Source organism: Streptomyces sp. NPDC094034, assembly GCF_040303865.1.
Taxonomy (GTDB): Bacteria; Actinomycetota; Actinomycetes; order Streptomycetales; family Streptomycetaceae; genus Streptomyces.
In genome coordinates, this window is the sequence record NZ_JBEOUD010000001.1 from 89755 (window position 1) to 103334 (window position 13580).

Below are 13580 nucleotides of genomic sequence, written 5' to 3' on the forward strand. Positions count from 1 at the left end.
TCACTGCGCTCTCCGCGTTTTCGCCGGAGCGTAACCGCTGTCCGCAATCTAGAACAAGTTTCAGAGTTGTTCGTCCACGCCTTCGAATCTACCGGCAAGTAGCGTCGCGGCACCCGCCGGAGCAGGTGATTCATGCCACGGCGGGTGTCTGCCATGCTGTGCGGTCCGAAGACGGCGCGTCGCTCGGAGACACGCGGAGACATGCGGAGACGTTCGGATGCGTTCAATGGAGTGCGACAGATGGCAGCGGAAGTCAACCCGGCGGCACCCCCGCTGACGCGCCGCCAGGAGGCCCGGCGCCGCCGGATCCTGGACGCCACGACCCTGCTGGCCTGCCGGGGCGGTTTCGACGCCGTACAGATGCGTGAGGTCGCCGAGGAGGCCGGGGTCGCCCTCGGGACGCTCTACCGGTACTTCCCCTCGAAGGTCCATCTGCTGGTCGCCACGATGCGGGATCAGCTGGAGCATCTGCACAGCACACTGCGCGAACGGCCACCGGCGAGCGACAGTCCGGCCGAGCGGGTGGCCGAGACGCTGCTGCGTGCCTTCCGGGCGCTCCAGCGGGATCCGCAGCTCGCCGACGCGATGGTACGGGCGCTGACCTTCGCGGACCGTGGAGTGCGCGACGAGGTGGACGGGGTCATCGGGCGTACGACGGCGATCATCCTCGACGCCATCGGCCCGTCCATCGGTCCGCAGGGCCCGACGCCCGAGCAGCTCTCCGCCGTACGCGTCGTGGAGCACACCTGGCACGCGGCCCTGATCACCTGGCTCTCGGACCGGGCCACGATCGCGCAGGTGACGTCGGACATCGAGACGGTCTGCCGACTGATCGACCTGACGGTCCGAGGCTCCGCGGGGGCCGACCTGCCGGGGCCCGGGCGACCGACCGCGCGAGGACCCAAGGACTGACGGCCCGGCGGTACCGGCCGGATGTTCTTGCTCCATCCGGTGGTCATCGCTCAAGCGGCGTGTGTGTTGTGGACGAAGGACGGGTGTTCGCACCTCGCGGGTCCACCCCGACCGCGATCGACCCCCGTCATCCAAGGAGCATGTATGCGTCTCAGCGCGCGCTGGGCATCCGCCGCCGTTCTGCTGCTCGCCCCCCTGATCAGCGGCACCAGCGGCACCGACGCCATGGCCGAGCCCCGGGAGAACCTCGTCCCGGTCGAGCGTTCCTCCAACGCGGTTCCCGGGCAGTACATCGTCACCCTCAAGCCCGCGTACTCGGCGACCGCCGTCCTTCGGCAGTTCGGTATCACCCCGCTGTTCAGCTACGACAAGGTGCTGAACGGGTTCACCGCCGACTTCTCCGCGACCCAGCTCTCCCAGGTGCGCGCGCTCCGGGCCGTCCAGGCCATCGAGGAGAACAGTCGGGTCACCATCAGCCCGACGTCGACCCGGCCCGGACAGTGGCGGGCCGAGCAGCCGGGTTCGGAACAGACGGACTCGGGACAGGTCGGCGCGGCGCGTGAGCGGGTACCCGCGCAGAGCTGGGGACTGGACCGGATCGACCAGCGCCGGCTGCCGCTCGACGGCCAGTTCACGGTGAACGGCACCGGCAAGGGCGTCACGGCGTACATCGTCGACTCCGGAATCGAGACCGCCCACAGCGAGTTCGGCGGCCGGGCCACCGTCGGCTTCGACTCCGTCGGTGACGGGCGCATGGGCCAGGACTGCAACGGCCACGGCACCCATGTGGCGGGCACCACCGGCGGTGCCACCTTCGGCGTCGCCCGCGCCGTGTCCCTCGTCAGTGTCCGTACGCTCGGCTGCAAGGGCAACGGCACCTGGGCCGGGGTCATCGCCGGCTTCGACTGGGTGGCCAAGAACGCCAGGCAGCCCGCGGTACTCAACGCCTCGCTGGGCGGCCCCTCGTCCAGCGCGGTCGACACGGCGGTCAACGCCATCACGGCCCAGGGGGTGCTGCCGGTCGTCGCGGCGGGCAATGACGCGGTGGACGCCTGCGGCATCTCCCCCGCTCGCGCCTCGGGCGCGTACACCGTCGGCGCGACCAACAGTGAGGACCAGGAGGCCCGGTTCAGCAACCACGGCAGGTGTCTGGAGACATACGCCCCCGGCGTCGCCATCGTCTCCGCCAGGCTCGGCGGCGGTTCCGTCGCGCTGAACGGAACCTCCATGGCCAGCCCCCATGTCGCCGGGGTCGCGGCCCTCTACAAGGAGAAGAACCCGTCCGCCGCCCCGGGTGAGGTGGCCGACTGGCTCACCGGGCAATCCACGAAGGACATCGTGTTCCCCATCGGCGGGGGCTCCCCGAACCGTCTCCTCTACACCGACGGTCTGTGAGAGCGGTGGCCTGAAAGCGATCGGAAAGCGACCGTGGCGTGTACGCGAGATGCGTACACGCCACGGTCCTGTTCAGCCGGGGAAACGGCTCACTTGATGCGGACGACCTGCGGGTCGTGGTCGCTCGTCTGGTCGCTGAACTCGGAGTTGATGTGGATGACCTCGTAGCCGGGCTTCTTGATGCCCGGGCTGACCAGGATGTGGTCGAGCGTCTGCGAGTTGCCGTCGTAGACGTAGCTGTAACGCTCGTTCTTCGGCAGCGTGTTGATCAGGTCGGTGAGGATACCGCCCTTGGTGAGGGTGGCGAGCGGCTTGGAGAACTGGTAGTCGTTCATGTCACCGAGGACGACGACCTTCGCCTTGATGTCCTTGAGAAGCAGGCTGCCGACGAACTTGTTGACCTCCTGCGCCTGGGACACGCGCTGCGTCTCGGAGCCGAGCACCGGCGGCTGGAAGACGCCGTGCATCGGCTGGTCGCCGCCCTTGGAGTTGAAGTGGTTGCCGATCACGAAGACCTGCTGGCCCTGGAAGGTGAACTCGCCGACGAGCGGCTTGCGGCTGCTCTTCCAGGCGTCCGAGGTCGGGTTGATCCGGCCCGGGGAAGCCGAGAGGGCGATCCCCTTCTTGCCGTTGTTGACGACCTTGACCGCGGTGGTGGCGTCGCCGCCCGGACGGTCCACGAAGCTGACGCGCTTCGGGTTGAAGAGGAAGACGTTACGGATGTTGCCACCCGGCTCGCCGCCGTCCTGGTCGTTCGACGGGTCGATGGCGCGCCAGTCGTACGTCGGGCCGCCCGCGTTCTTGATGGCGTCGATGAACTTGGCCAGCGTCTGGTCCGCCGCGACCGTACCGTCGTCCGTGGCGCCGTTGTTGTCCTGGATCTCCTCCAGGCTCACGATGTCCGGGGAGGCCAGGTGCTTGACGATGCCCTGGGCGAGCTTGTCGTACTTGCTCTGCGGCTCCTGCGGGTCGAGGTTCTCGACGTTGTACGTGGCGACGGAGAGCTCGTTGGACTTGGCCTTCTGCGCCACGTCCGGCGTGAGACCGCCCGACTTGACCGTGCCCAGGGTGGTCGACTGGATGTTGTACCCGCCGTAGTTGGCGTAGTCCAGCGGACCGGCGGTGGTGCCGGTGAGGGTGTCGCCGACGTTGGCCTTGAGCTTGTCGCCGGTCAGCGAACCGATCAGGAGACGCCCGGAGTTCTGGTCGTCGTAGCCGGTGTACACCGTGCCGCCGTTGGGCGTCACGTTCTGCTTGGGCTTGGTGGTGATCCAGGTCTCGTTGTACGAGTTGGAGGCACCCACCACGCGGGTGTCCTTGACCTGCACCAGCATGCCCTCGCGGGACTCCAGCCAGTCCAGCGCGAACTTGTCGGGCTTCAGCGCCAGGGGCTCGATGTTGAGTCCCTTGACCTTCGGGGCGTAGGCGTCGGCCAGCGTGCCGGCGTCGATCACCTCGGCCGCGGGCAGCTTGTTACCGGAGGACAGCACGACGCCGGTCGGGCCGGTCAGCTCGGTGACGGACTGCGAACCGCTGCTCTGGCCGCCCGGGTAGTACTCGGTGATCTTGCCGGAGACCAGGACCGAGTCGCCGACCTTGACCTGCGGGGTGGCCGAACCGGTGTAGACGAAGAGGCCCTCGCTGGTGGCGGGGTTCTTGTCCGGGTTCGGGTCCTGGATCCAGTACCCCTTCGAACCGGTGATCCGGACGGCGGTCACCACACCGGGCACGTTGGTGACGGTCTTGCCGTTCTGCGGGGAGATCCGGGTGGTGCCCTGGATGTCGTGGATGCGCAGATCGCCCGGGGTGGTGTTGGTGGGCGAGGGGGTGGGCGACGGCTCGCCGCCACCGTCGCCCGCGCCCGCGCTGTTGCGGGGGGAGGGCGTCGCGCCGGTGAAGTCGGCGGAGTTGTTGTCCGTGTCGACGAGCGCCGCGTTACGGGCCACCGAGTGGGTGTTGTCGGTGCCGGTGGCGGGGGTGTTCTCCCGGACGGTCGCGGTGCCGAAGCCGACCAGGTCCTTGATGCTGGTGTCGGCCGCGCAGTCGGCGGCGGTCAGACAGGTCAGCGGGGTGGTGGAGTGGACGAGCGCGACGGTGCCGCTGGTCGCCGACATGGCGATGGTGCCGGTCGCGTCGGCGGTGGGCAGCGGGGTGTCGCCACCGGCGCCCTTGGCCTCCTCGACGAGGTAGTTGCCGCCCGCGGGGATGGCACCCTTGATCTCGGTGACCTGCCACTTGGTGCTGGCGGTGGGCGAGCCGCTCAGGTACTGGACGGACCAGCCGGTGAGGTCGAAGGGACCGTCGCCCGAGTTGCCCAGCTCGATGAAGTCGTTGGTGAGGGTGGCACCGGAGTTCCCGCCGCCGCCGAACACCTCGGAGATGACGGCGTCCGGGGACGGCGTCGCCTGAGCGGTGAACGGAAGCACGATGAGCGATCCGGCCAGACCGACGGGGAGCGCCACGGCGATCGCCTTGGCACGACGGCCACGCAGGGCCGGGGGTATGGATGGGGACACGGTGGACTCTTCCTTGCGAATGTGACGTGTGGGATACGTGTGAGTCGTACGAGAAGCGCACGAAGTGTGAGAACCCTCGAAGTCGGCTCAAGATACGCGCGTAGACAGAATGACAACAAGGGCCCGCGTGCGGTAAGTAGCAAGTGTTTCCCTACTGTTCGCCGGATTTAACCTGGTTGTCGGAGAGCGGGGTTGCGCGCGGGGCACCGGCCCGCGCACAACTGCCGTGCGCGGGACGGCTCGGCGGGGCCGTCCCGCGAGGGCGACTCCCCGGGGCAGCCGCTCGGAGCGGGTCGCGTGAGGGCCGGTAGAGTGGGCGAGTCGTCATCATGCCCGTAGGGAGGGAAGCCGGTGCGAAACCGGCGCTGACCCGCAGCCGTGAGCCGCCTGCCCGGCGGCGAGCCGGAATGCTCCCTACGCGGTCGTGACCGGCTCGTGCCATCGGAAGCCGCCGGTGGCCGGCATCGTCGAGGAATACGTTGCCGGGAGGGGCCGCCAGGCCGTTTCTGAGAAGTGGCGCCGCCCGTCCGGCAGGACGGGCCCCGCGACGTCCGGCGCGTGCGATCGCAAGGCGGAGGGTCGCCCTCGTACGGGACCGTACGAGGGCGCTCCGACACCGCGGCGAGTACGCGTGCCGGGCGTCACGGGGAGGCGGGACTTCTCGGACACGGTCCGGTGTGCCCGCGCCCGGCCCCCGCAGGAGAGGCCCCCGCCCGCCATGACCACCGTCCGCCGCTGCGCAGCGGCGCTCGCCGCATCCGCCGTGCTCTGTGTGGCGCTCGCTCCGGCCGCCGTCGCGGGGGGCGATGTGCCGGCCGCCCCCGGCTCGTCACCGTCCGCCGACCCCACCCCCGCGCCCGCGCCGTCCCCGGCCGAGCCCGCGCCGGTCAAGGTCCCGCCGGGCCTGTACGGCGAGAAGGACCCGACGTACGACGGGGTCTGGCGGCAGTCGCTCGCGATGCTGGGCCAGTTCGCGGCGGGCGTCAGGCCCGCGAACCAGGCGGTGTCCTGGCTGAAGGGGCAGCAGTGCGCCAACGGCGCGTTCCCCGCGTACCGTCCGGATCCCGCCACGGCCTGCGACACGAAGACGGCGGTCGACTCCAACGCCACCGCGGCGGCCATCCAGGCGCTCTCCACGCTCGGCAAGCAGCGGCCTGCCATAGACAAGGCGATCGTCTGGCTGCGGTCCGTACAGAACAAGGACGGCGGCTGGAGCTACGCCCCCGGCACCCCGAGCGACGCCAACTCCACCTCGCTGGTGATCGGCGCGCTGACCGCCGCCGGGGTACGGCCCACCTCGGTGCTGTCCCCCGGGGGCAAGAACGCCTACGACGCGCTGGTGGGCCTCTCGATCCCGTGCGCCGCCGCGTCGGGCGCGGACGCCGGTGCCTTCGCCTACCAGCCGGACCCGGCCGGGAAGCTGTCCGCCAACGACGACGCCACCGCGGCGGCCGTCCTCGCCGGGGTCGGCAAGCGGCTGGTGAGCGGTCCCGTGAAGGCGGGCCCCGCGCCGGAGTGTGTCCCGGCGGCGGATCTCTCGCCGGAGCGCGCGGCCCGCAACGGCGCGGCCTATCTGGCCTCCGCGCTCGCGGCCACCGGCCATCTCGACCTGCCGCCGATGCCCGGCGCCGACGACAGCGCGCCGCTGCCCGACATCGGGAACACGGCGGAAGCGGTACTCGCCCTGACGGCCACCGGCTACGGGGACCAGGCCAACCGGGCGCTGGAGTGGCTGAAGCAGAACAGCGGGGCGTGGGCGCAGGAGAACGGCCCGGCCGCCTACGCGCAGCTGATCCTGGCCGCCCACGCCACGGACACGGATCCGCGCAACTTCGGCGGTATCGACCTCGTGGAGCGGCTGAACGCGACCGGGCCCGCGCCGAAGGCCGTCGCCGTACCGGCCTCACCGGCCGCCGCGGCGAGCACGAGCGCCGACGACGGCGGGCGCGCCATACTGTGGCTCTTCGTGATGGGGCTGGTCGTGGCCGGCTACATCGCCTTCCGGATCAGCATCCGTGGAAAGACCCCCCGGCCGTGATCCGCGCTCGTTCCCGTACTCCTTCCCTTACTCCTTCCCTTACTCCTTCCCCTCTTCCTCTCCTCCGCGCCCTCGCCTGCCTCGTGCTCGCGGTCGGCGCCGTCGTCGCCGGGGCGGGGACATCCCAGGCGGCCGGTTACCGCTACTGGTCGTTCTGGGAGAGCGACGGCGCGAAGTGGACGTACGCCACCCAGGGTCCGGCCACGGCGCGGCCCGCCAACGGTACGGTCAACGGGTTCCGCTTCGCGGTGAGCGCGGACAGCGGGGACGCGGACCGGCCGCGCGGGACACCGGACTTCACGGCGGTGTGCGGCGCCACCCCCGCGCGGGACGGGCTCAAGCGGATCGCCGTCGTCATCGACTCCGGTACGGACGCCGACGCCCCGGAAGGCGAGAAGCCGCCCGCACCGAGGGCGCGGTGCGCCCGGGTGGCCGAGGACGCGACCAGCGCGGAGGCACTGGCGGCGGTCGCGAAGCCGCTGCGCTACAACAGCGAGGCCCTGCTCTGCGCCATCTCCGGTTATCCGGCGTCGGGTTGTGGCGAGCAAGTGTCGGGCGGCGGGGCGACACCCGAACCTGCCGGAACGCCCGCGCGGACCTCCACACCGGCGGCGGGCGGTGCGCGCGAGGGCGCGGCCGATGGGGAAGACGCGGCCGATGGGGAGAGCACGGCCGGCGGGGAACGTGAGGGCGGTCCGTCGGCCGGTCTCCTCGCGGGGGCCGCCGCCGTGGTCGTCCTCGCCGGGGCCGGTCTGTGGCAGGCCCGCCGTCGGCGCGGATGAGCCGCACCGTCGATCGCGCCGCCACCCTCCGCGCGCCCGAGGCGAACCGCTCCAACGCCCTGCACGCCGGGGCCTGGTGGCTGTGGGCGCTCGGGCTGGCCGTCGCCGCGTCCCGTACGACCAACCCGCTGCTGCTCGGGCTGCTGGTCGGGGTCGCCGGCTATGTGGTGGCGGCCCGCCGTACCGACGCGCCCTGGGCCCGCTCCTACGGCGCGTTCATCAAGCTGGGGCTGGCCGTGATCGTCATCAGACTGCTGTTCTCGGTCTTCCTCGGCTCACCGGTCCCCGGCGAACGCGTCCTGGTCACCCTGCCCGAAGTACCACTGCCCGACTGGGCGGCGGGGATACGGATCGGTGGCCGGGTGACGGCCGAACAACTGGTCTTCGCGCTGTACGACGGAGCGAAGCTGGCCACGCTGCTGATCTGTGTGGGCGCGGCCAACGCGCTCGCCAGCCCGGCCAGGCTCCTCAAGTCGCTGCCGGGCGCGCTGTACGAGGCCGGGGTCGCCGTCGTCGTCGCCATGACCTTCGCGCCGAACATGGTCGCCGATGTCGGACGGCTGCGTACCGCCCGGCGGCTGCGCGGCCGGCCCACCGGTGGGATCCGGGCGGTGCTCCAGATCGGACTGCCGGTCCTGGAGGGCGCGTTGGAGCGCTCGGTGGCGGTCGCGGCCTCGATGGACGCCCGTGGCTACGGCCGTACGGCCGAGGTCCCGCGCGCCGTACGGCACACCACCACGGCGCTCACGCTCGGCGGGCTGCTGGGCGTCTGCGCCGGTTCGTACGCGCTGCTCGCCGCCGAGGGCGCGGGCTATGGACTGCCGCTGCTGGCCGCCGGGGTGGCCGCCGCGCTGGCCGGGCTGCGGCTCGGCGGCCGGCGCTCGGTCCGTACCCGCTACCGCCCCGACCGCTGGGGCGTCCGCGCCTGGCTGGTGGCCGGGTCGGGCGCGGCCGTCGCGGCGCTGATGATCCGGGCGGGCGCCGTCGATCCGGCGGCGCTGCACCCCGGCGTCGTACCGCTGGTGGCGCCGGTACTGCCGCTCTGGGCCGCGGCGGGGGCGCTGCTCGGACTGCTGCCCGCGTTCGTCGCGCCCGTACCCGCGCTCTCCCCGGCGGCCCTTCCCGCACAGAGAACGAAGACACAGCGAACGAAGACACAGAGAAAGACGGCGTCGTGATCCGGTTCGAGCAGGTCTCGGTGACGTACGGCGACGCCCCGGCGCCCGCGATCGGCGGGGTCGATCTCACCGTGCCCGAGGGCGAACTCGTGCTGCTCGTCGGCCCTTCCGGGGTCGGCAAGTCGACGTTGCTGGGGACGGTGTCCGGTCTCGTGCCGCACTTCACCGGCGGCGTGCTGCGCGGCCGGGTGACCGTCGGCGGCCGGGACACCCGCACCCACAAGCCACGCGAACTGGCCGATCTCGTCGGCACGGTGGGCCAGGACCCGCTGGCGCACTTCGTCACCGACACCGTCGAGGACGAGTTGGCGTACGGCATGGAGTCGCTGGGCCTGGCGCCCGATGTGATGCGGCGCCGCGTCGAAGAGACGCTCGATCTGCTGGGCCTGGCCGAGCTGCGCGACCGGCCGATCAGCACGCTCTCGGGCGGGCAGCGGCAGCGGGTCGCGATCGGTTCCGTGCTGACCCCGCACCCCAGGGTGCTGGTGCTCGACGAACCGACCTCGGCGCTCGACCCGGCGGCGGCCGAGGAGGTGCTGGCCGTGCTGCAACGGCTGGTGCACGACCTCGGTACGACGGTCCTGCTCGCCGAACACCGGCTGGAACGGGTGGTGCAGTACGCGGACCAGGTCATCCTGCTGCCGGGACCCGGACTGCCGCCGGTGGTCGGGGACCCGGAGTGGATCATGGCGGTGTCGCCGGTGTACCCGCCGGTGGTGGCGCTGGGCCGGCTGACCGGCTGGCAGCCGCTGCCCCTGTCCGTACGCGACGCGCGGCGCCGGGCGGCGGGGCTGCGCGAGCGGCTGGCCGACCTGCGGCCGGAGCCGGTGGCAGGTACGGGTACGGTCGCTCCCCCGGCGGCGACGGGCGCCCGTACCCCGCTCGGCAGACTCCTGCGCCGCCGCGCGACAACGACGGACGACGCCGTACCCGACCGCACCGGGCCACTCGCCGTGGTCACCGGCCTCGGGGTGCGGCGCGGCCGGACCGAAGCGCTGCGCGCCGTCTCGCTGACCGTCACGCCGGGCGAGACCGTCGCGCTGATGGGCCGTAACGGCGCGGGCAAGTCCACGCTGCTCTCCGCCCTGGTCGGGATGGTCGCGCCGGCCGCCGGCTCCGTTCTCGTCGGCGACCGGACCCCGCACCGTACGCCGCCGGGCGAGCTGATCCGGCACGTCGGTCTCGTACCGCAGGAACCGCGCGATCTGCTGTACGCCGACACGGTCGCGGCCGAGTGCGCGGCGGCGGACAGCGACGCGGGCGCGGCGGACGGGAGTTGCCGTGCGCTGGTCCATGAGCTGCTGCCGGAAGTGGCGGACGCGACGCATCCGCGCGATCTGTCCGAGGGGCAGCGGCTGGCGCTGGCCCTGGCCGTCATCCTGACCGGACGGCCACCGCTGCTGCTCCTCGACGAGCCGACCCGCGGTCTGGACTACGCGGCGAAGGCCCGTCTCGTGGGGGTGCTGCGCGCGCTGGCGGCCGACGGGCACGCGATCGTCCTGGCGACCCACGATGTGGAGCTCGCCGCGGAGCTGGCGCACCGGGTGGTGATCCTGGCCGACGGCGAGATCATGGCGGACGGCCCGACGCCCCGGGTGGTGGTCTCGTCACCGGCCTTCGCGCCACAGGTGGCGAAGGTCATGGCGCCCCAGGAGTGGCTGACGGTGGCTCAGGTCCGTACGGCGCTGACGGCCACAGCGGCTACCGCACACGAACCGGAGGGGACGGAATGACGCCGCCGGTCCCCCGGGCGCACGCGGTGCGGCTCGGCCCGCGCGCGATCTGCGCCCTCGCCCTCATCGGTGCGATCGGGGTGGTCGCCTTCGGCTGGCCGCTGCTCGCCGACTCCGCGTCAGGACTCGCGCATTCCCAGGACGCGCCCTGGCTCTTCGCCGCGCTGCTCCCGCTCCTCGTGGGCGTCGTCGTCGCGACGATCGCCGATTCCGGGCTGGACGCGAAGGCGGTGGCGATGCTGGGCGTGCTGGCCGCCGTCGGAGCGGCGCTGCGGCCACTGGGGGCCGGTACGGCGGGACTTGAGCCGATGTTCTTCCTGATGGTGCTGAGCGGCCGGGTCCTGGGTCCGGGGTTCGGTTTCGTACTCGGCTCGGTGACGATGTTCGCGTCCGCGCTGCTGACGGGCGGGGTCGGGCCGTGGATGCCGTTCCAGATGCTGGCGATGGGCTGGTTCACGATGGGCGCGGGGCTGCTGCCCGGCGCCGACCGGCTGCGCGGCCGCGGCGAGCTGCTGATGCTGGCGCTGTACGGGGCGTTCGCGGCGTTCGCGTACGGCACGGTCATGAACCTTCAGGGGTGGACGTACATCGGCGGGCTCTCTTCCGGGATCTCCTTCCATCCGGGCGATCCGGTGCACGACAATCTGGCGCGTTTCCTGGCGTACTGCGCGGCGACGTCGTTCGGCTGGGACCTGGGCCGGGCGGCGCTGACGGTCGCCTTGACCCTGACGATCGGCGCGACGGTGCTCAAGGCGCTGCGCAGGGCGACGCGCCGGGCGGCGTTCGACGCGCAGGCGCGGTTCGAGGAGCCGAAGGCCGGGGCCCGGGGCGCCGGGGCCCGTGACCTGTCCGGCGAGTGAGTCCCGCACGGGAGTCCGGTGCTCAGCCCGCCCGCGGGAGTCCGGTGCTCAGCCCGCCGGTGTCCGCTCCACGCCCTCGCCCGAACCGCGGGTACCGGCGAGCCCCTTCCCCGCCGGGAACGGATCGGCCGTCACGAGCGCCGCCGCCCGTGGCTCCAGCCGCCGCGGCCCCGCCAGCAGATACGTCAGCCCGAAGCCGGCCCCCACCACCGCGGCGCCGCCCACCGCGTCGAGCACCCAGTGGTTGGCGGTGGCGACGATCGCGCACACCGTGAAGAGCGGGTGGAGCGCCCCGAGCAGTTTCATCCACGCCTTGGGTGCCAGGACGACGATCACCACACCGCACCACAGCGACCAGCCGAAGTGCAGCGACGGCATCGCCGCGTACTGGTTGGTGAGCGAGGTCAGCGCCCCATAGTCCGGGTTGGTGAGATCCTGCGGGCCGTGCGCGGTGTCGATGAAGCCGAGGCCCGGCATCAGCCGCGGCGGCGCCAGCGGGTAGAGCCAGAAGCCGAGCAGCGCGAGCACCGTCGCGAAGCCCAGCGAGGAACGGGCCCAGCGGTAGTCCGCGGGGCGGCGTACGTACAGGACGGCGAGGATCGCCAGCGGCACCACGAAGTGGAACGACGAGTAGTAGAAGTTGAAGAAGCTCTCGGCCCACTTCGCGTTCACGACCGCTTGGTTGAACCAGAGCTCGATATCGATCCCGAGCGCCCGCTCGATCGAATGGATCTGCCGGCCGTGCTCCTCGGCGGTCTCACGACCGCCCGTCGCGGCGAGCCGGATCTGGGTGTAGACGGAGAAACCGACCCGGATCGCGAGCACTTCGAGCAGCAGGTTCGGCCGGCTGAACAGCCGCCGCCAGAACGGCATCAGAGGTATCCGGGCCCAGCGCGCCGGCACGGGGCGCGCGTACTCGTTCGGGACGGGCCTCTCGAACGACGGCGCGGTGCGCGACAGGAACGGCACCGCACAGGCCGCCGCCAGCGCCGCGACGAGCGGGGCGTTCTCCCGCAGGGGCACGAGCACGCCCACGTTCGGCAGGAGCATCTTCCCCGGCAGCGTCATCACCAGCACCACCACCGCCGGCCACACCAGCCGGTCCCTGGCCTGTACGCCGACCCGGCCGACCAGGGCCAGCAGCACCCACAGCAGCTGGTGCTGCCAGGCCGTCGGCGAGACGGCGATCGCGACACAGCCGGTCAGCGCGACAGCGAGCAGCGGTTGCCCGTCTCGCGCGTAACGGACCGCGCGCCGCAGCCCCAGGAGGACGACCACCGCGGCCAGCGCGATGAACAGCACCACTTCCAGGGGCCCGGCCAGGCCGAGCCTGAGCAGCGCGCCGTGCAGGGACTGGTTGGTGAGACCGTCCGGGCGCTCACCGAGGCCCGCGCCCGCCACATGGTGCAGCCAGTACGCCCACGAGTCGCCGGGCATCGCGAGCCAGGCCACCGCCGTACTCGCGGCGAAGACCCCGCTCGTCGTCACGGCGGCCCGCTTGCGGCCGGTCAGCCAGAGCAGCGGTACGAAGAGCAGCACGGCGGGCTGGAGCGCCGCGCCGATGCCTGTCAGCACCCCGGAGCCGCGTTCGCCCCGGACGACAAGACAGCCCAGCAGCACCAACAGGACGGGAATGATGCTGGTCTGGCCGAGCGAGAAGCTGTTGCGCACGGGCAGCGACAGCATCAGCAGACTGATCGCGACCGGCGCGGCGAGCAGTCCGGTACGGCGCGACATCCGGCCGGGAAGAGCACGGGCCGCGACAAGACCGAGGGCGACGACCAGCAGGAGCGTCCCGAAGGTCCACGCTATCCCGAGGCTGTGCTCGGCCGAGCGCGCCAGCGGTTTGAGTACGAGGCCGGCGAACGGTGTCCCGGTGAACCTCCCGGTGTCGTACAGCGAACCCGTCACACGCAGCACGCCGTTCTCACCGATCCAGGTCTCCAGATCGGTCAGCCGTTCACCGGGCGGATGCCGGAGCACCGCCGCCGCCTGTCTCACCGCCAGCACGGCGGCGACCAGCCAGAGAACCACGCGGACCGTACCGAAACCGGTCCCCGCCGTACCCGCTGCCGCACCTGCCGCCGCACCGCCGTGCACGCTGTGCTCCGCATTCACCACGCCGCGCCGACCCTCCGTCCGATATCGCCGCCCCTGAGGCACAGA

Annotated in this window: 9 protein-coding genes and 1 riboswitch; of the genes, 7 read left to right on the forward strand and 2 right to left on the reverse strand. The window is 72.0% G+C overall.

The annotated features are described in order from the left end of the window. The first annotated feature begins 240 nt into the window (after positions 1 to 240). Positions 241 to 912, forward strand: coding sequence for a TetR family transcriptional regulator (locus ABTZ59_RS00430; protein ID WP_351387138.1), 672 nt, complete (start codon positions 241 to 243; stop codon positions 910 to 912). A gap of 144 nt (positions 913 to 1056) precedes the next feature. After that, entirely contained in the window at positions 1057 to 2307 is a 1251-nt protein-coding gene (locus ABTZ59_RS00435) for a S8 family peptidase (protein WP_351387143.1), read from the forward strand. An 89-nt stretch (positions 2308 to 2396) separates the two neighbouring features. Here ABTZ59_RS00435 and ABTZ59_RS00440 read toward each other — a convergent pair whose 3' ends face one another. Continuing rightward, the gene (locus ABTZ59_RS00440; protein ID WP_351387150.1) at positions 2397 to 4823 is read right to left on the reverse strand and encodes a DUF8508 domain-containing protein; all 2427 of its coding nucleotides are present in this window, start codon (positions 4821 to 4823) and stop codon (positions 2397 to 2399) included. 343 nt (positions 4824 to 5166) lie between these two features. Then, positions 5167 to 5234, forward strand: a riboswitch (cobalamin riboswitch). A 307-nt stretch (positions 5235 to 5541) separates the two neighbouring features. Between ABTZ59_RS00440 and ABTZ59_RS00445 the strand changes: the two genes are divergently transcribed. From ABTZ59_RS00445 to ABTZ59_RS00465, 5 genes are read left to right on the forward strand one after another with little or no spacing between them, the layout of a single operon-like run. Further along, positions 5542 to 6861, forward strand: coding sequence for an SCO2321 family membrane protein (locus tag ABTZ59_RS00445; protein ID WP_351387153.1), 1320 nt, complete (start codon positions 5542 to 5544; stop codon positions 6859 to 6861). Continuing rightward, on the forward strand, positions 6861 to 7643 hold the full coding sequence (locus tag ABTZ59_RS00450) for an SCO2322 family protein (protein ID WP_503001817.1): 783 nt from the start codon (positions 6861 to 6863) through the stop codon (positions 7641 to 7643). Before ABTZ59_RS00445 ends, ABTZ59_RS00450 begins: the two co-directional genes overlap by 1 nt. Next, entirely contained in the window at positions 7640 to 8821 is a 1182-nt protein-coding gene (locus tag ABTZ59_RS00455; RefSeq protein ID WP_351387159.1) for an energy-coupling factor transporter transmembrane component T, read from the forward strand. The genes ABTZ59_RS00450 and ABTZ59_RS00455 overlap by 4 nt, the downstream gene beginning before the upstream one ends. Next, positions 8818 to 10554, forward strand: coding sequence for an ABC transporter ATP-binding protein (locus ABTZ59_RS00460; protein WP_351387163.1), 1737 nt, complete (start codon positions 8818 to 8820; stop codon positions 10552 to 10554). Before ABTZ59_RS00455 ends, ABTZ59_RS00460 begins: the two co-directional genes overlap by 4 nt. Beyond that, positions 10551 to 11414 (forward strand): ECF transporter S component, encoded by an 864-nt coding sequence (locus ABTZ59_RS00465; RefSeq protein ID WP_351387167.1) that lies wholly within the window; start codon positions 10551 to 10553, stop codon positions 11412 to 11414. The genes ABTZ59_RS00460 and ABTZ59_RS00465 overlap by 4 nt, the downstream gene beginning before the upstream one ends. Positions 11415 to 11462: 48 nt before the next feature. On the opposite strand, the gene ABTZ59_RS00470 is transcribed toward ABTZ59_RS00465, so the two are convergent. Then, complete coding sequence (locus tag ABTZ59_RS00470; RefSeq protein WP_503001652.1) at positions 11463 to 13535, reverse strand: bifunctional glycosyltransferase 87/phosphatase PAP2 family protein; 2073 nt, start codon at positions 13533 to 13535, stop codon at positions 11463 to 11465. Positions 13536 to 13580 lie beyond the last annotated feature (45 nt).